Annotated in this window: 18 protein-coding genes; 14 read left to right on the forward strand and 4 right to left on the reverse strand. The window is 58.6% G+C overall.

What is annotated here, in order from left to right; all coding sequences use genetic code 11:
• The first annotated feature begins 122 nt into the window (after window positions 1-122).
• The 3 genes from cobT to ACIROY_RS11530 are packed head-to-tail and all read left to right on the forward strand — an operon-like array spanning window position 123 to window position 2,553.
• Complete coding sequence (cobT, locus tag ACIROY_RS11520) at window positions 123-1,157, forward strand: nicotinate-nucleotide--dimethylbenzimidazole phosphoribosyltransferase (RefSeq protein ID WP_402341632.1); 1,035 nt, start codon at window positions 123-125, stop codon at window positions 1,155-1,157.
• 1 nt (window position 1,158) lies between these two features.
• Window positions 1,159-1,983 carry an adenosylcobinamide-GDP ribazoletransferase gene (locus ACIROY_RS11525; protein WP_402341634.1) on the forward strand — a complete coding sequence of 275 codons (825 nt, stop codon included), beginning with the start codon at window positions 1,159-1,161 and terminating at the stop codon, window positions 1,981-1,983.
• A 15-nt stretch (window positions 1,984-1,998) separates the two neighbouring features.
• Entirely contained in the window at window positions 1,999-2,553 is a 555-nt protein-coding gene (locus ACIROY_RS11530) for a histidine phosphatase family protein (protein ID WP_402273064.1), read from the forward strand.
• 69 nt (window positions 2,554-2,622) lie between these two features.
• Here ACIROY_RS11530 and ACIROY_RS11535 read toward each other — a convergent pair whose 3' ends face one another.
• Window positions 2,623-3,261, reverse strand: a complete 639-nt coding sequence (locus tag ACIROY_RS11535) for a response regulator (protein WP_402273061.1) — start codon at window positions 3,259-3,261, stop codon at window positions 2,623-2,625.
• Window positions 3,254-4,633, reverse strand: coding sequence for a cache domain-containing protein (locus tag ACIROY_RS11540; protein ID WP_402273059.1), 1,380 nt, complete (start codon window positions 4,631-4,633; stop codon window positions 3,254-3,256). Before ACIROY_RS11540 ends, ACIROY_RS11535 begins: the two co-directional genes overlap by 8 nt.
• Window positions 4,634-5,041: 408 nt before the next feature.
• Between ACIROY_RS11540 and ACIROY_RS11545 the strand changes: the two genes are divergently transcribed.
• The 5 genes from ACIROY_RS11545 to htpX all read left to right on the forward strand — a co-directional run bounded on the left by ACIROY_RS11545 (window position 5,042) and on the right by htpX (window position 8,585).
• A complete protein-coding gene (locus ACIROY_RS11545) occupies window positions 5,042-5,425 on the forward strand; it encodes a response regulator (RefSeq protein ID WP_402273057.1) in 384 nt (127 codons plus the stop codon).
• The gene (locus tag ACIROY_RS11550) at window positions 5,422-6,054 is read left to right on the forward strand and encodes a chemotaxis protein CheX (RefSeq protein ID WP_402273054.1); all 633 of its coding nucleotides are present in this window, start codon (window positions 5,422-5,424) and stop codon (window positions 6,052-6,054) included. The genes ACIROY_RS11545 and ACIROY_RS11550 overlap by 4 nt, the downstream gene beginning before the upstream one ends.
• 10 nt (window positions 6,055-6,064) lie before the next feature.
• On the forward strand, window positions 6,065-7,024 hold the full coding sequence (locus ACIROY_RS11555) for a diguanylate cyclase domain-containing protein (protein WP_402273052.1): 960 nt from the start codon (window positions 6,065-6,067) through the stop codon (window positions 7,022-7,024).
• 121 nt (window positions 7,025-7,145) lie between these two features.
• A complete protein-coding gene (locus ACIROY_RS11560; RefSeq protein ID WP_402341635.1) occupies window positions 7,146-7,589 on the forward strand; it encodes a hypothetical protein in 444 nt (147 codons plus the stop codon).
• A gap of 111 nt (window positions 7,590-7,700) precedes the next feature.
• Window positions 7,701-8,585, forward strand: coding sequence for a protease HtpX (gene htpX / locus ACIROY_RS11565; protein WP_402273046.1), 885 nt, complete (start codon window positions 7,701-7,703; stop codon window positions 8,583-8,585).
• A gap of 67 nt (window positions 8,586-8,652) precedes the next feature.
• On the opposite strand, the gene ACIROY_RS11570 is transcribed toward htpX, so the two are convergent.
• Complete coding sequence (locus tag ACIROY_RS11570) at window positions 8,653-9,612, reverse strand: sugar-binding transcriptional regulator (RefSeq protein ID WP_402341637.1); 960 nt, start codon at window positions 9,610-9,612, stop codon at window positions 8,653-8,655.
• Between the two features lie 60 nt (window positions 9,613-9,672).
• Window positions 9,673-10,128, reverse strand: coding sequence for a ribose 5-phosphate isomerase B (gene rpiB / locus ACIROY_RS11575; protein ID WP_402341639.1), 456 nt, complete (start codon window positions 10,126-10,128; stop codon window positions 9,673-9,675).
• A 276-nt stretch (window positions 10,129-10,404) separates the two neighbouring features.
• Between rpiB and ACIROY_RS11580 the strand changes: the two genes are divergently transcribed.
• The 6 genes from ACIROY_RS11580 to dhaL all read left to right on the forward strand — a co-directional run bounded on the left by ACIROY_RS11580 (window position 10,405) and on the right by dhaL (window position 16,447).
• The gene (locus tag ACIROY_RS11580) at window positions 10,405-11,883 is read left to right on the forward strand and encodes a sugar ABC transporter ATP-binding protein (protein WP_402341640.1); all 1,479 of its coding nucleotides are present in this window, start codon (window positions 10,405-10,407) and stop codon (window positions 11,881-11,883) included.
• On the forward strand, window positions 11,883-12,866 hold the full coding sequence (locus ACIROY_RS11585; RefSeq protein WP_402341642.1) for an ABC transporter permease: 984 nt from the start codon (window positions 11,883-11,885) through the stop codon (window positions 12,864-12,866). Before ACIROY_RS11580 ends, ACIROY_RS11585 begins: the two co-directional genes overlap by 1 nt.
• Window positions 12,867-12,941: 75 nt before the next feature.
• Window positions 12,942-13,895: a substrate-binding domain-containing protein gene (locus ACIROY_RS11590; RefSeq protein ID WP_402342009.1), complete on the forward strand. Its 954-nt coding sequence runs from the start codon at window positions 12,942-12,944 to the stop codon at window positions 13,893-13,895.
• Between the two features lie 19 nt (window positions 13,896-13,914).
• Complete coding sequence (locus tag ACIROY_RS11595; protein ID WP_402341643.1) at window positions 13,915-14,682, forward strand: GolD/DthD family dehydrogenase; 768 nt, start codon at window positions 13,915-13,917, stop codon at window positions 14,680-14,682.
• A 98-nt stretch (window positions 14,683-14,780) separates the two neighbouring features.
• Entirely contained in the window at window positions 14,781-15,788 is a 1,008-nt protein-coding gene (locus tag ACIROY_RS11600; protein ID WP_402341645.1) for a dihydroxyacetone kinase subunit DhaK, read from the forward strand.
• Window positions 15,785-16,447 carry a dihydroxyacetone kinase subunit DhaL gene (gene dhaL, locus ACIROY_RS11605; protein WP_402341647.1) on the forward strand — a complete coding sequence of 221 codons (663 nt, stop codon included), beginning with the start codon at window positions 15,785-15,787 and terminating at the stop codon, window positions 16,445-16,447. Before ACIROY_RS11600 ends, dhaL begins: the two co-directional genes overlap by 4 nt.
• Window positions 16,448-16,475: the final 28 nt, after the last annotated feature.

Below are 16,475 nucleotides of genomic sequence, written 5' to 3' on the forward strand. Positions count from 1 at the left end.
CATCGAAATGTAAAGATCGGGACTTCATCGCGGCACATTTGCTCGCAGAACGCCGCTATCTCTTATACTGACGTCCTTTCAAACCTGTTCCCACTTTCCGGTCGCGGCATCGTGATCCTGCTATGCGCATTCCACAGTTAGCTCCTACGCAAGACGCTGCGCTGGCTTCGGCCTTGCAAGCAGCGATCGACAACAAGACCAAGCCGCACGGCAGCCTCGGCGTGCTGGAGTTCGTCGCGCACCGCATCGGCCTCATCCAGCAATCGCACACGCCGCGCATCGACCGTACCGCCGTCGTGGTGTTTGCGGCCGACCATGGCGTGGTGGCGGAAAACATTTCGGCCTATCCGCAAAGCGTGACCTGGCAGATGGTGGAAAATTTCCTGCAGCAAGGTGCCGCAATCAACGTGTTTGCGCGCCAGAACGATTGCGCGCTGCACATCGTCGATGCCGGAGTGAACCATGAGTTCGGTGAGCGCGAAGGGCTGATCTCGCGCAAGCTGGGGCCCGGTACGCGCAACTTCGCGAAAGAGCCGGCCATGAGTGCGGCACAGTGCGAACAAGCGCTGCAGCACGGCATGGACCTGGTAGCGGCGATGTCGGTGGATGTCCTCGGTTTCGGCGAAATGGGCATCGGCAACACCACTGCGGCTGCGGCCATCATGCACAAGATCACCGGCATCGCCGTCGCAGAATGCGTCGGTGCCGGCACCGGCCTGGCCGCCGATGGCATCCGCCACAAGCAGCAGGTGATCGAGCAGGCGGTCGCGCTGCATGCCGGCGCCGAGGATCCGTTGGACATATTGCGTACCTTCGGCGGTTTTGAAATCGCCATGATCGCCGGCGCCATGCTCGAGGCTGCGGAGCGCCGCATGGTGTTGCTGATCGACGGTTTCATCGTGACCTCGGCCTTGCTGGTGGCGGCAAAACTGCAGCCGGACATCCTCGACTATTGCCTGTTCTCGCATTGTTCCGACGAACATGGCCACCGTCGCATGTTGCAACATCTCCACGCACGGCCGCTGATGCAACTCGATCTGCGGCTGGGTGAAGGCACCGGCAGCGCCCTGGCCTTGCCGTTGCTGCATGCAGCGGTCAACTTCCTGGCGCAGATGGCGACGTTTTCCTCTGCGCAGGTCAGTGAGAAGAGCGCCTGATATGGCTGCCGCGCCCACGCCGACACCCGCCACCGGCTTGCGCTATCAGCTGCAGCTGTTCTTCACGGCGCTGCAATTTTTCACACGCCTGCCGGCGCCGCGCTGGGTCGGTTTCGACGCTGCCTGGTTGCAGCATGCAGCGCGTTACTTTCCGGCGATCGGGATCCTTGTTTCGCTGGCATGCGCCGCCGTCTACTGGCTGACGGCGCTGTGGCTGCCGCAAGTGGTGGCGGTGTTGTTGTCGACCGCAGCCGGAATTTACCTCACGGGCGCGTTCCATGAAGACGGTTTTGCCGACGTCTGCGATGGTTTTGGCGGTGGCATGCAAGCGTCGCGTGTGCTTGAGATCATGCGTGACTCGCGAGTCGGCGCGTACGGCGTGATCGGTATCGTGCTGCTGCTGGCGACCAAGATCGTCGGCCTGGCGTCGCTGCCCGTCCTGCAGGTGATGCCTGCTTTGCTGATTGCGCATCCCTTGTCGCGCTGCTTCGCCGCAGCACTGATCTGGCGCATGCCGTATGTGCGCGAAGAGGGCAAGGTCAAGCCGCTGGCGCAAAACATGAGCAATGGCGAATTTGCCGTCGCCGCGATTACCGCCGCGCTGCCGCTGGTCGTGTGTGTCGCAGCAGGGTGGCTGGTGCTGCAGGCGTTGCTGCCGGCCATGTTGCTCGGCGCCGCAGCTGCCTGGTTCCTCGCGCGAAAATTTCAGCGCCGCATCGGCGGCTATACCGGCGACTGCCTCGGCGCCGTTCAACAATTCAGTGAAGTCGCGATCTACCTGGGCCTGCTGGCCGCAGCGTCAATGTCGCCGGCTTTACCTACATAAACAGAAAGGTCGACCATGTTGCTGCATCTCATCCGCCATCCCCAACCCGTTATCGATAAAGGCCTTTGCTACGGCAGCAGCGACCTGGCCGTGACCGAAGAAGAATGCGTCAAGGTGCTTGAGCAGGTCAAACCTGCACTGCCGCCGCACGTGCCGGTGTACTCGAGTCCACTGCAACGCTGCGTCTTCTTGGCCGAACCGCTGGCCACGGCGCTCAATGCGGGTCCGGTGCGCTACGATCCGCGCCTGATGGAAATGCATTTCGGCACTTGGGAGCAGCGCGCCTGGGATGATTTGCCGCGAGCGGAAATCGATGCCTGGGCCAGTGATGTGGTCGGCTATCGTCCTGGCGGCGGAGAGAATGTCCTCAACGTGGCGCAACGCGTCGACGCTTTTTGCAGCGATCTGCAGCAGCGCGGGCAGAGCCAGGCCATCGTGGTCTGCCACGCCGGCACGATCCGCCTGTTGCAGGCGCGCGCACTCGGTCTGGCGGTCACCAAGATGGCCGAGCATGCAGCAGTCAATGCACATGCGATTGCGTTCGGCGAAGTGCTGACGCTGAAGCTGTAAAAACAAAAAACGCACGGCTTTCATCCGTGCGCTTGATTTTATTGTTCTGATTTTTCTGCCGATTTCTCTTTACTCGTAGCGCTGTTCCACCGCAAATTTGATCAGCTCCGCCTGGCCATCGATGCCGAGCTTGCGTTTGATGTTCAGGCGATGTGTTTCCACCGTGCGCACACTCAGGTCCAAGTCACGCGCGATCTGCTTGTTCGATTCACCGTTGGCGATGTGCTGCAGCACCTGGCGCTCGCGCGAGGTCAGCAGGTCGCCCGCCGCCAGCGGCTGCGACAGCTTCCTGGCCAGCGCGGCGCTGTAATAGATTCCTCCCGATATCACCGTCTCGATGGCCCGGATAATGTCCTGGCCCGGCGCGTCCTTGAGTACATAGCCGCGCGCGCCGGCCTGGATCGACTGCATCACGTATTCGCTCTTGTCGTGCATGCTCAGGATCAGCACCGCGATCTCCGGAAAGCGCGCGTGGAATTCGGCCGTCAGGTCGATACCGTTCATGCCGCGCATGTTGATGTCCATCAGCACCAGGTCGATTTCATGCAGCGTCGCCAGTTTCAGCGCTTCGTCGGCGCCGCCGGCTTCCGCCACCACATGCAGGTTTGCGGCAGTCTCCAGTCGCGCGCGCAAACCGTCACGCACCAGCGGATGATCGTCGACCAGCATGATGCGGGTAACACGGGGGGCGGATGCGGACTCAGACATAGGGATATACCGGTGCGGTTGAGTGGGGAATGCGGGCGGTCACGACCGTGCCTTCCGACGATGAGCGCAGTGAGAAGCTGCCTCCCACGGCTTCCAGGCGCTCGACCATGTTGCGCAGGCCGATGCCGCGCTTGGGATGGTCGTCGATCTGGTCGAGGTTGAAGCCGATGCCGTTGTCGCCGATCTCCAGCGTGACGTGGCCGGCGTCGGCGTGCAGCTGCATGTCGATCTGCGTGGCCTGGGCGTGGCGCGCGATATTGGTCAGCGCTTCCTGCGCGATGCGGAACAGCACGGTATTGGCGCCGCCTGACAAGGTGTCGACCTGGGTGCCTGCATGGAAAGCGATCGGTGTTGATGCGGTGCTGCTCCATTCCTGGCACAGATGTTCCAGCGCGGCGGCCAAGCCCAGATCGTCGAGGATGGCGGGGCGCAAGTCGTGTGAAATGCGGCGCACTTCGGCCAGCACGTCAGTGATCTGGGTGGCGGTGCGTTCGACGCTGAGTTTGGCGGCTGCAGCTTGGTCGGGGGTGCCGGACAATCGGATCACGGCCGCTTCGATCTGCAGCTTGATCGACACCAGCCACTGGCTGATGCCGTCATGCAGGTCGCGCGATAGCCGCGCACGTTCCTCTTCCTGCGAGCGCACCACGCGCTGCGCCAGTTGCTTGAGCTTGGCGTCGGCGACGCGATGTTCGCTGACGTTGAGCAGCAGACCCGACAGCGCCACCACCAGCGCGCTCAGGATCGCAATGCCGGCGATCAGCAGCATGGTCTCGTGGATATGGCCGGAGACCTGGGTGTCGATCTTTTCCAGCGCGGCATCAACGTCGTCGAGGTAGATGCCGGTGCCGACCACCCAGCCCCAGTTCGGTATCGCCACCACATAGCCGAGCTTGGGCGCGACCGTACGGCTGGACGGCTTCTCCCACAGGTAGCGGACATAGCCGCCGCCCTCGTTGGCGCGCGCGATCAGCAGCTGGATGGTCGGGCTGCCGCTGGCGTCGCGCCAGTCCCACATCTCGCTGCCGACCAGCTCGGGCTGGCGCGGATGGACCAGGTTCTTGCCGTGCTGGTCATAGACGTAAAAATAACCGTCGTCGCTGAAATCCAGGCGCTCGAGAATCCGCTTGGCTTCTTCCTGCACGGCGGCGTCGCTGCGGCCTGATTCATACAGGTGCGCAATCGCGCGCGTGGCGAGATCGACGTAGTGCTTGAGCTCGGCATCCTTGCTCGCCAGATAGGCGGCCTGTACCGATGCGCGTTGCTGCTGGCCGAGCGTCACCGCCTGGTGGCGCACCACCAGCGCAATCGCGGACAAGGCCAGCGCTAGCGGCACGATGGCGAGGAAAATGATCTTGTGACGTAAGTTCATGTCGCGCATTCTACCTAACCCTAATTACGTAGTTATACGTAGCAGTCTGCATGCTCCGCTTGTGGCGGTTCTCGAAGGCGATCAATCCTGAGGCCGGGCCGATGAGCTGCGAGGCGTTCTTCGCCAGGAAGCGCATTGTGGCGGCAAGGGGCGGATGGGAGGCTGGAGAGCACCCACATTTCAAGCAAGGCCGAGGGTTTCCTTTCTCATGTGAATGCGTGAAGAGCCGCGTCACAGACGGGATGCCGACAATGGCGCAGATGATTTACGGCAAGTCATTGTTTTAAGGCAAGATTTCGTGAAAAAAATCGACGTTGATTTTGTCTCCGTTTCTGTAACACTTGAAAATATTCGATTTAAAAATAGTAGAATGTAGAAAAAAAGACAACTTTATCCATGAATGCCGACATGTCCGCCATCCCCACTCCAAAGAAAGTCTTGATCGTCGACGACAGTAAAGTCTCGCGCATGGTCATCAAGGCGCACATCCTCGCCGCCTATCCTGAATGGAGTGTGCAGGAGGCAGCCAGCGGCGACGAGGCAATCGGCGCGGTCGAGCGCGACCTGCCCGATTACTGCACGATGGACATCAACATGCCGGGCATGCTCGGCACCGACGCCGCCGAAATCATCCTCGCCAAACATCCGCAACTGCGCGTGGTGATTTTCTCGGCCAATATCCAGGAAGCCGCCCAATCGCGCGCACAGCAATTGGGCGCCTTGTTCGTCGCCAAGCCGGTGACGGAAAAATCTATCGCCCAGGCGCTCGGCCATTTCGCGAGGAATGCATGAAGGCGAAGGTTCTCTCCGAGATCCAGCTCGACGCGCTCACCGAAGTCTTCAACGTCGGCGCCGGCAGGGCGGCGCTCAGCCTGAGCGAAATCGTCGGCGAAGAAGTCATGCTGTCGGTACCCTCCATCGAAGTGCTCAAGGCCGAGGATGTCAACAGCCGCGTGCTGACGCTCAAGGACGACAAGTTCGCCACCGTCAGCCAACTGTTTTCCGGCCCGTTCGATGCCGAGGCGGTGCTGCTGTTTACCGAGAACTACGCGCTCGAAATCGTGCGCGACATGATGGGCTCGCAGATGAGCATCGAGGACCTCGCCGAATTCGAGCAGGAAGCCATGTGCGAGCTCGGCAACATCATCCTCAACGCCTGCCTGTCGGCCATGGCGGACATGCTCGGCATCAGCCTGAACAGTTCGTTGCCGACCTACGCCATGTCGTCGCCGGACGAAATCACCACGCGGCTGGCGGACAAGGGCGAAGAAGATGGGGACAGCAGTTACATCCTGGTCCTACATATCGACCTGGTGCTGGAAAAACACCATACCGAAGGCCACCTGATCTTCCTGCTCAGCTCGACCTCGCTGAGCAAGCTGATCTCGCATATCCAGCAATACTTGAACAATATTCTCTGAACGGCACGTCATGAGCAGCGCGGCATCTTTGGGATTTTCTCCGGAAGAAGTGGTCAACAGCATCGGCCTGGGACTGGTCGTGGTGGACAGCGATCTGAACATCCTGCTGTGGAACGACTGGATGGCCAGGCACAGCCGCATTACCGGCGAGCAGGCGCTGGGCAAGAACATCATCGCGCTGTTCGGCGAACAACTCACGCCGGGTTTTTTGCGTACGCTCAACAACGCCATCGGCTACGGCTTGCCGGCCATGATGTCGAGCGCGTTGCACCGTTCGCCGCTGCCCTTGTTCCTCGAGCAGGACAAGAGCGACAAGCCGCTGCGCATGCACCAGTCGATCGTCATGACGCCGCTGCAAGCCAGCGAAGGTAAGGCGGCCAGCTGCCTGATCCAGATCAGTGATTCGAGCACGTCCATCAAGCGCGAAAAAATGCTGATCTCGCATTCCGATGCCCTGAAACGCGAAGCCATCACCGACGGCCTCACCGGCATCTACAACCGCCGCTTCTTCGACGAGAGCTATGCGATTGCGTTGCGCACGGCCAAACGTAATCGCAGCAGCCTGTCGCTGTTCATGATCGACATCGACTACTTTAAGCAGTACAACGACCACTACGGCCACGTCGAAGGCGACAAGGCCCTGCAACTGGTGGCCAACACCCTGCGCGCGCAGATGCGCAGGCCCACCGATATCTGTGCGCGCTACGGCGGCGAAGAATTCATCATGCTGATTCCGGGCTTCACGCCGGAGCAGGCCGAGCGTTTCGGCGAGCGGCTGCGCGCCAGCGTCAGCGACCTGGCGATTGTGCATGAAAAATCTACCGTGCGGCCGAACATGACCATCAGCGTCGGCGTCTGCACCATGACGCCGAACCAGGCCAGCGAAGGCAAGACCCTGCTCAACGTCGCCGACGGCGCCTTGTACCGGGCCAAAAAGCAGGGGCGCAACTGCGTGCAAAGCGCATCCTGAGCAATTTTCGTCCAATCGCATGAAAGCTTGAACGCATGCGGGTTACACGCGGTCATAAACAAGTTATCAACAGAGTTGACCACATTTTCTGTGGATAAATGTCCGGCTGCTTTTGCGTATAATGCGGCCCTTGCGGACCTTATTGCCTTTTGTCCCGATCCATTTCAACGTCATTCCCTTGGCCCCTATTGCCTTGCCCATGCGCCGATTCTGCTTTTTGTTGCTGGCATTCCTGTTTCCCCTGCAATTGTTTGCGGGGACGCTTGAGCCTGTGGTGAATTCGGTGGCGGCGACGGAGGACGTGATTCTCATTGTTTTTGAAGAGCGGCAGCGTGCTTCAGATCATGTCGATGCGGACGCATTGAGCAGCGTGCAGGCGGCAGGCGATGAAGCCGACTCCAATCTCGATCCATGGGAGGTGCAAGCCGACCTGGAAGACCAGACTCTGCCGGTGCCTGTGGCCACCTTGCCGCTGGACTGGCAATCCTTTCCCCATTTGTATCCCCACGTGAGCGGCGGCAAGTCCGCGTTCATCGATATACTGCGGCCGCCTCCGGTCGTCTGATCCCTGTCCGCGTCCGATTCTGTCCAACGCGGCGACAATTCTTTTTCCGAATCCGATTTTTTCGCGACGATCGTCACTGCACGGTCGCGCTCTCTTTGCATAGGAAGCATCATGAAACGCGTCATTCTTTTCCTCGTCACCAATCTGGCAGTGATGCTGGTGCTGAGCGTCACCGCCAGCATCCTCGGCATCAACCGCTACATGACCGCCAACGGCCTCAACTTCGGCATGCTGCTGATGTTCTGTGCGCTGATGGGTTTCGGCGGCTCGTTCATTTCGCTGCTGCTGTCCAAGACCATTGCCAAATGGTCGACCGGCGCGCGCGTCATTGAGCATCCGCAGAATTCCACTGAAATGTGGCTGGTCGACACGGTCAATCGTCTCGCCACGCGCGCCGGCCTGACGATGCCCGAAGTCGCCGTCTACGACGGTCCGCCCAACGCCTTCGCCACCGGCGCCAGCAAGAGCAATTCGCTGGTGGCGGTCTCGACCGGACTGCTGCAAGGCATGACCAAGGAAGAAGTGGAAGCCGTGCTGGCGCATGAAGTCGCGCACATCGCCAACGGCGACATGGTCACGCTGACGCTGATCCAGGGCGTGGTGAACACCTTTGTGATGTTCTTCGCGCGCATCGTCGGCTACTTCGTCGATTCGGCCCTGCGCCGCAACAACGAGCAGTCGTCCGGTCCCGGCATCGGCTACATGGTCACGGTGGTGGTGTGCGAAATCGTCTTCGGCATCCTCGCCAGCATTATCGTCATGTACTTCTCGCGCCAGCGCGAATATCGCGCGGATTCCGGCGCCGCCAAACTGATGGGAACGCCGACGCCGATGATCGGCGCCTTGCGTCGCCTGGGCGGCATGGAAGCCGACGGCCTGCCGCAAAACCTGCAGGCTTCCGGCATCGCCGGCCGCGGTTCGTGGATGGGTTTGTTCTCCAGCCATCCTCCGATCGAATCGCGCATCGCTTCGTTGCAGGGGCGTGCGATCGCATAAGCGTTGTGGTACAGGTATGAATAGCGCCCTGTCGGCTGTTGCGGACAGGGCGTTTTGCCAGGAATGTCTATTTTTCGCGCGGGCGTGTCGCTTCTTCCAGCGTCAAAATGGACTGCGCCATTGTTTCTGTCGTGGCTAGGGTATTGATGACGCCTGTGCGCAGCGCCCCGAGGACTGCCGTGGTTTTTGAGTTTTCACTGGCAACTGCGATGACATTGGGAATGCGCCGCAAGTCGTCCAGAGTCAGACCGATAACGCGCGCTTGCAGGGATGTCTGAGCCGGCTCTCCATTCATGTTGATGAAATCGTAACCCATCATGTCGCCAACGGCGCCCATGCGTTTGACATCAAGAATCTCCTGTGGTGAAAACCAGCCCATGCGCACCATGTTGCTGTCTTCGTTGATATCGCCGATACCGATCAGTGCAATATGCGCCCGCTGCGCTTTATCCAAGGTTTGCTTGACGGTGTCATTGGCGAGCAGACTGCTGCGAACCTGAGGATCGCTGACCAAGGCAGGTGCATAAAGGGTTTCACTTTCGCCGCCGAACCGCGCGGCTAGGCGACGGCAAATATGATCGGAATTCATCGTTTCGCCGCCGCGATAGGAGCCTCCAATGGCGCAGACAAAGGTCAAATTGCGCTGCATCGACGAAACCGCATGCTCGGAGACCGCGCTGATGTTGCGACCCATGCCGACCGCCACGATCATGTCGTTGGCGAGAATCCGGTCCAGATGGCTGGCGACCAAGCCAGCCAGGAGTCCACGCTGACTTTCCTGATCATTGTGATTGATCGAGATGATGGCGCGCTCAATTCCGAAGCGTGTCATCAGTTCATGCTCGAGCTGGCGGGTGTCGCCAGGGTGATGGCGGACGCGAATTTCAACGATGCCTTCCCTCTGTGCACGTTTGAGCATGCGGCCGATAGTCGGGCGTGAAATCGAAAATCGTTTGGACAATTCGTCCTGCGTCAGTCCGTCTACGTAGTAGAGCGTCGCGAGCCGCGTCAGCTCATCGGTCGACATCTGCTGGTCCTTTCATTTCTTCTCTCCCTGAAGTCCGGATCTTGGTGTCCGGATTGTCGTTCATTTTTGTTTTTGCAGGCTGCTTTCGTATTCGCGGATGCGGTTGAGCTTCGACTCCGAGCGCCCGCCGGAAAATTCAGATGACAGCCAGGTGTCCACAATCGACTTTGCCAGTTCGGGGCCCACCACGCGCGCGCCCAGCGTAATGATTTGAGCGTTGTTGCTTTTGCTGGCCCGTTCAGCTGAGTAAGTGTCGTGACATTGGGCCGCGCGCATTCCGGGCACCTTGTTGGCCGAGATCGCCATACCGATGCCGGTCCCGCAGAGCAATATGGCGCGGGAAAAACGCTGCTCCATAACGGCCTCGGCCACCGCGAACGCGATATCCGGATAGATGACCGGCTGGGTGTCATATGTGCCGAAGTCAGTGACCGCCAGGCCTTTGCCGGCCAGATGCTGCTTGATGATTTCCTTCAGTTCGAACGCTGCCTCGTCACAGCCGATGGCGATTTCCACGATATTTTTCCTTTCTAGTCGCGTCGGTGAGTGTGGTGAAAAAATGATCGCAACAAATCAAATTCTCATTTTTCACAATAACGAAGTCAAGAAGTATAAGTGCCTATCTTCCTCTTATTATTCTTATATTGATTTTATTTGTCGTTATATTCGTTTTAATTCGAAATCTGGCAGAGTTTTCTCAGTGTGATTGACAGCCAAAAATCTCGCTTGCTACCATCGGCGCAGTGAAAAAAAGATCTTTAAGGATCAAATGTTAATTGCTGGAGACAAATCATGGCAACACTGCTTCTTGATGCGGCTGGGGTAAAAAAATCATTTCAGGGGATTCCTGCATTGACGGACGGTCGTCTGGCATTGCGTCCGGGCAGTGTGCATGCGCTGTGTGGCGGCAACGGTGCCGGCAAGTCGACATTCCTGAGTATCGTGATGGGCATGGTCCGTCGCGATGGCGGCGAGATTTTCCTTCATGGTCGCCAGGTGGATTTTGCGACGCCGGGAGAGGCCCTGGAAAGCAGGGTCGCCATGATTACGCAAGAGCTGTCGCCGATCCCAGGCATGACGGTTGCGGAAAATATCTATCTTGGACGAGAGCCGCGCACTGCCGGAATCTGCGTCGATTTCAAGACCATGCTGCGGCAAGCGCAGGCTTTGCTCGACCGTTTGCAGTTTCCCGTCAACCCGCGTCTGCGCATGTCCTCATTGAGTCTGGCGCAAGTCCAACTGGTTGAAATCGCCAAGGCGTTCAGCCGCGATTGCGACGTCATGATCATGGATGAGCCGACGTCGGCGATCGGCGAACGCGAGACGGAAGTGTTGTTCAACGCGATCCGTAGCCTCACGGCCCAGGGTGCGGGGATAGTCTATGTTTCCCATCGTTTGTCCGAGATATTCCAGATCGCCGATGACTACACGGTGTTTCGCGATGGTCGCTTTGTTGAAAGCGGACGCATCGCAGACATTAACCGCGCTGCGCTGGTTACAGCGATCGTTGGCCGCAAATTGCAAACCGCAACACGATCTCGCCGGGCCGCAGGCAAGGCGGTATTGGAGACCGAAGGTCTGAGCCGAAACGGTGAGTTCAGCGGAATTTCATTGCGTGTACACGCCGGAGAGGTGTTGGGCATCTACGGTCTGATGGGGGCCGGGCGCAGCGAATATCTCAATTGCATCTATGGGCTTACCAGGCCGGACGACGGGGATATTCGCTTGCGGGGCGTATCGCTGCCGGTTGGAAATCCCGGCAAGAGCATTGCCTCGGGCATTTCACTTGTCACCGAAGATCGTAAGGAAACCGGCCTGGTGCTCACGGCTTCGATCCGCGACAACATCGCATTGTCGGCCTACCGACGCATGTCTCGTCTGGCTCTGATCGATCGACAGCGTGTGAACCGCCTGGTCGGCGATATGGTGAAGCGCATTCGCATGAAAACCAGTTCCGTGAATCTGCCTGTGTCGTCAATGAGCGGCGGCAATCAGCAGAAAGTCGTACTGGCGCGTTGCCTGTCGACCGAGCCCGTGTGCCTGATGTGCGATGAACCGACGCGCGGCATAGACGAGGGCGCCAAACGGGAGGTCTATCAGCTCATCAACGAGTTTGCGGAAAACGGCGGCGCGGTACTTCTGGTTTCTTCGGAGGCGCAAGAAGTGCTGGACGTCAGCGACAGGATCGCCGTTTTCAAGGCCGGCAGCGTGGTCGCCATGTTGGACGGACATACCTCAACCCAAGAAGAACTCTTACATTTGGCCTCGTGATGAATATCAAGATCACTCCTATCGCTCTGCCTTCCTCGACACCTGCCTTCAGTTTGCAGCAGTTTTATGCGCGCTACGGCATTTTGGCGGCGTTGATTGCGCTATGCATTTTTTTATCGTTCAGCAATCAGTACTTCATGAGCTGGGGCAACTGGGCCGACATTCTTCGGCAGACCTCCATCAACGGTATCCTCGCGATCGGCATGACCTTTGTGGTCCTCACCGCCGGCATCGATTTATCGGTGGGCGCCATACTCGCCTTCGCCGGGATGGTAAGCGCCTGGCTGGTCGCCGGCGACAATTCTCACGGTGTGACGACGAGCTTGTTGGCGGGGCTAGGTTTCGGAGCGTTGCTCGGTGCGGTCAATGGATTGTTGGTGGCGCGCCTGTCCGTGCCGCCATTTGTCGCCACACTGGGCATGCTTAGCGCCGCACGTGGTTTGACCTACATCTACAACGATGGCATGCCGGTATCGGATTTGCCCGACGACTTTTTGGAAATCGGCGCCGGTTACGTATGGCAAGTCCCGGTACCCATCCTGATTTTTGTCGCAGTGATCGCGATCAGTTGGTTTGTCCTGCGCTATACCATCTACGGACGCTATATCTACGCCGTCGGTGGCAACGCCAAGAGCGCCAAGACCAGCGGGATCAGCACGCGCAAAGTACTTTTCGCAGTGTATGTCGTCAGTGGCTTATTGGCAGCTCTCGCAGGAATTCTGCTGGCATCACGCACCACGGCTGCGTTGCCCCAGGCAGGGGTTTCTTATGAACTGGACGCGATCGCTGCGGTGGTGATTGGCGGCACCAGCCTGTCGGGTGGTACGGGGTCGTTGGGTGGCACGGTCGTGGGTGCTTTGCTCATCGGTGTGATCAACAACGGCCTTAATTTGCTCGGCGTTTCTTCCTATTACCAGCAAGTTATCAAGGGCGTGATTATTGTGGGGGCCGTCTTGCTGGATGCTTCTCGCAAAAAGCAGTAACTCGCTCAAACATTTTCGGAGACCATCATGATTTCGTTGAAAAAAATTGCCGTTCTGTGTGGACTGGGCCTGACCATGTCCTTGTCTGTGCATGCGCAGGAAAGACCATTGCGCATTGGCGCCGCCGTGTACGGCCTGAAAGGCGAGTTCATGCAAATGTGGAGCAATCAGCTCAAGGCGCATCCGGCAGTCAAGGACGGTTCGGTGCAGATCACCATCTTCGACGGTAATTACGATGCGCTCATGCAAAGCAATCAGTTCGATACCATGATCACGCAGAAGTACGATGCCATCATTTTTGTGCCGATCGACCTCAAGGCCGGTGCCGCGGCTGTGCAAAAGGCGATCAAGGCCGGTATTCCTGTGATCGGATCCAATACCAGGGTGCTGGGAGACGTATTGACGTCCTACGTCGGCAATGACGACGTGGTCGCCGGTCGCATGGAAGCCGAGGCCCTGATGAAGGCGATCGGTGGCAAGGGAAATATCGTGGTGATCGAAGGACCTATCGGCCAGTCTGCACAGATCGAGCGGGCCAAGGGCAATGACGAGATTCTCTCCAAATACAAAGATGTCAAAGTATTGGCCCGAAAGACCGGAAACTGGTCTCGCGCCGAGTCCATGAGCTTGATGGAAAATTGGCTGACGGCCTATCCGGGCAAGATCAACGGCGTCATTGCTCAAAATGACGATGAAGCGCTCGGTGCGGTTCAGGCGATCAAATCCAAGGGTCTCGATATCAAGACCATTCCGGTCGTCGGTGTGGATGGCATTGCTGCCGCGATTCAGGCCGTCAAACGCGGCGAGATGACGACCAATTTTCAGGATGCACAGGCGCAGGCCCAAGGCGCGCTGGATGTCGCGTTGCGAACGCTCAAGGGAGCGTCTTACCAACCGCGTTCGCCGATCTGGCGCGAATATGCCGACACCATGCCTTGGGGCGACGGCGCGGCCAAGTCGTACAGCGTGCCTTGGACCGCAATCGTGCCAGCGAACGCCGACGCGTTCCTGAAAAAAGTGAAGAAGTGATTACCGGGAGATGTCGGCAATGAATGCATCACCCAAACAAACATACGATTTTTCCGGTCGCGTCGTCATCGTGACCGGCGCTGCCAGCGGCATCGGATTAGCGGTAAGCGAGTTGTTCGCGTCTTACGGCGCGCAAGTGGTATTGCTGGATCGTCAGACGGAGGTGGTACAGGTCGCCGCGCGACTGACGGGCGGCATTGACCGTCATCTTGGTTGTGTGCTTGACGTGACGGACGCCGAAAGCATCGTCAAGGTAGTAAAACAGGTCATGGCGCGCTATGGTTGTATCGACGTGCTGGTCAATAACGCCGGCGTCGCCTTGCTGGAGGCGGCTGACAGTTTGTCGGAGGCAGCCTGGGATGCCACCATGGCAATCAATCTCAAGGCGCCGTTTCTGCTGGCACAAGCGGTGGCTCCTGCGATGCGGCGACAGGCATATGGCCGTATCGTCAACCTTGCTTCCCAGGCCAGCGTGATTGGTCTTGAGCGTCACGCAGCCTATTGCGCCAGCAAGGCCGGCTTGGTCGGTATGAGCAAGGTGCTGGCGCTGGAATGGGCAAAGGATGGTGTCACTGTCAACGCCGTCTCGCCGACAGTGGTCGAAACGGCGCTCGGAAAACAAGCCTGGGCAGGTGCCGCGGGTCAAGAAATGCGCAAAAGAATCCCTGCGGGCCGTTTCGCGCAGCCGCAGGAAGTCGCCAGCCTGATTGCCTATCTTGCCAGCGAACAGGCAGCCATGATCACTGGCGAAAATATCCTCATTGACGGCGGTTATTCGGTGCAATAGCCCAACTTTTTGGTCGGCGCAATATTGCCAAGTACTGTCGCCATAACAATCACGATCGTCGTCGCCTCACTGGGTGATGGCAAGCATAAGGAATCCCAATGAATCGAGTCATCAATCATCCCGACATGGTGGTCGAGGATATGTTGCGCGGCATCGTCGCTGCGCGTCCGGAATTATCGGTCTGGCCGCAAAACCCGCGTGTGGTGCGCCACGCCGCAGCGGCGGTCAGGGGACGCGTAGCAATCGTTACGGGTGGCGGCTCCGGCCATGAGCCTGCCTTCATCGGTTATGTCGGTCGCAATCTTGTGGATGCAGTGGCGGTGGGGGAAGTATTTTCCTCGCCTACGGCAAAGTCGTTTTTTGACGCGTTTCAGGCGGCTGATGGCGGCGCCGGTATCGCTTGCCTGTATGGGAACTACGCCGGCGACAATATGAACGTGAAAATGGCGATGAAGATGGCGGAGCGAGCCGACATCGAGGTTCGGGCCGTTGTCGCCAATGACGATGCCGCCTCGGCACACGCTGATGAAATGAGCAAACGGCGCGGCGTCGCGGGCGAGATCTTCATGTGGAAGGTGGGCGCTGCCACAGCGGCGCAGGCAGCCGGTCTCGAACAGGTCGTTGCGGCCGCGCAAAAGGCCATAAGCAACACTCGCTCCATCGGCGTAGGTTTGTCTGCCTGCACGATTCCGGCCGTCGGCAAAGCCAATTTTGTCATCAAGCAGGGCGAGATGGAGGTCGGCATCGGGCACCACGGCGAGCCCGGCGTACTGGTGCAAAGTGTGGTGCCGGCAAAGGACATGGCCAGGCTCATGTTGGACAAGCTCCTGAAGGACTTGCCCTTCGTTCGCGGTGACAAGGTCGCGGTGTTGATTTCCGGTCTGGGAGCAACGCCATTAATGGAGCAATACATCCTCTATGCAGATGTCGTCGATTATTTGCATGAGACCGGCATTGAGGTGCGACATTCGCTGGTCGGAAATCTGTTTACCTCGCTGGAAATGATGGGCGTCACGTTGACATTGATGCGCCTGGACGACGAACTCGATCAATGCATGTCCTATCCCTGTGAATCCATGGGGTTGACAATCGGAGAGCGGAAATGAAAGACGATTTCGATATGACGCAGGCGTATTGGGTGGTCGAAGATCTGGTTGCTGCGATTAACCGCAACCGCGAATATCTGAGCGAAATCGATGGGGCTATTGGCGACGGCGACCACGGTATCAACATGAGCAAAGGTTTTACGCAATGTGGCGAAAGGCTGGCCCTGCAGCGCGGCGGATCGCTGGCGGGCGCTTTCAACGAGTTGTATCTGGTCTTGATGGAAGGCATCGGCGGTTCCATGGGGCCCTTGTACGGGAGTTTTTTCATGACCTTCGGTGAAGTGTTGGGGACGCAAAAAAACTTGGACAAAGAACTTTTCTTTAACGCCTTGTCGGCGGCAATCGATGCCGTGCAAACCATCGGTGACGCCAAGGTCGGCGACAAAACTCTGGTCGACACCTTGATTCCTGCACGCGATGCCTATCGCCAGGCGTTATCGCAAGGTAGTTCGTTTGCAGAGTGCTTAACGACAATGACGAAAGCGGCGGAGGCCGGCATGCAATCAACTAAGGCGATGCAGGCGCGTATCGGCCGCGCCAGCAGGCTGGGTGAACGGTCCATTGGTGTCCTCGATGCCGGATCCTGTTCTTGCTTTCTGATCCTGCAAAGCATCGCAGGATCATTACAAACGAAGCTGTCTGAAGAACCTGAGCGATGAAAGATTTTGCCCATAAGGCAGGGACTGT

Origin of the sequence: Herbaspirillum sp. NPDC101396, assembly GCF_044767365.1 — a bacterium.
In the GTDB taxonomy this organism is placed as follows: Bacteria; Pseudomonadota; Gammaproteobacteria; order Burkholderiales; family Burkholderiaceae_D; genus Herbaspirillum.

Coding starts and splice junctions, on each gene's coding strand:
- cobT (WP_402341632.1), top strand. CDS start 123: ATGCGCATTCCACAGTTAGCTCCTACGCAAGACGCTGCGCTGGCTTCG.
- ACIROY_RS11525 (WP_402341634.1), top strand. CDS start 1,159: ATGGCTGCCGCGCCCACGCCGACACCCGCCACCGGCTTGCGCTATCAG.
- ACIROY_RS11530 (WP_402273064.1), top strand. CDS start 1,999: ATGTTGCTGCATCTCATCCGCCATCCCCAACCCGTTATCGATAAAGGC.
- ACIROY_RS11535 (WP_402273061.1), bottom strand. CDS start 3,261: ATGTCTGAGTCCGCATCCGCCCCCCGTGTTACCCGCATCATGCTGGTC.
- ACIROY_RS11540 (WP_402273059.1), bottom strand. CDS start 4,633: ATGAACTTACGTCACAAGATCATTTTCCTCGCCATCGTGCCGCTAGCG.
- ACIROY_RS11545 (WP_402273057.1), top strand. CDS start 5,042: ATGTCCGCCATCCCCACTCCAAAGAAAGTCTTGATCGTCGACGACAGT.
- ACIROY_RS11550 (WP_402273054.1), top strand. CDS start 5,422: ATGAAGGCGAAGGTTCTCTCCGAGATCCAGCTCGACGCGCTCACCGAA.
- ACIROY_RS11555 (WP_402273052.1), top strand. CDS start 6,065: ATGAGCAGCGCGGCATCTTTGGGATTTTCTCCGGAAGAAGTGGTCAAC.
- ACIROY_RS11560 (WP_402341635.1), top strand. CDS start 7,146: ATGCGGCCCTTGCGGACCTTATTGCCTTTTGTCCCGATCCATTTCAAC.
- htpX (WP_402273046.1), top strand. CDS start 7,701: ATGAAACGCGTCATTCTTTTCCTCGTCACCAATCTGGCAGTGATGCTG.
- ACIROY_RS11570 (WP_402341637.1), bottom strand. CDS start 9,612: ATGTCGACCGATGAGCTGACGCGGCTCGCGACGCTCTACTACGTAGAC.
- ACIROY_RS11580 (WP_402341640.1), top strand. CDS start 10,405: ATGGCAACACTGCTTCTTGATGCGGCTGGGGTAAAAAAATCATTTCAG.
- ACIROY_RS11585 (WP_402341642.1), top strand. CDS start 11,883: ATGAATATCAAGATCACTCCTATCGCTCTGCCTTCCTCGACACCTGCC.
- ACIROY_RS11590 (WP_402342009.1), top strand. CDS start 12,942: ATGTCCTTGTCTGTGCATGCGCAGGAAAGACCATTGCGCATTGGCGCC.
- ACIROY_RS11595 (WP_402341643.1), top strand. CDS start 13,915: ATGAATGCATCACCCAAACAAACATACGATTTTTCCGGTCGCGTCGTC.
- ACIROY_RS11600 (WP_402341645.1), top strand. CDS start 14,781: ATGAATCGAGTCATCAATCATCCCGACATGGTGGTCGAGGATATGTTG.
- dhaL (WP_402341647.1), top strand. CDS start 15,785: ATGAAAGACGATTTCGATATGACGCAGGCGTATTGGGTGGTCGAAGAT.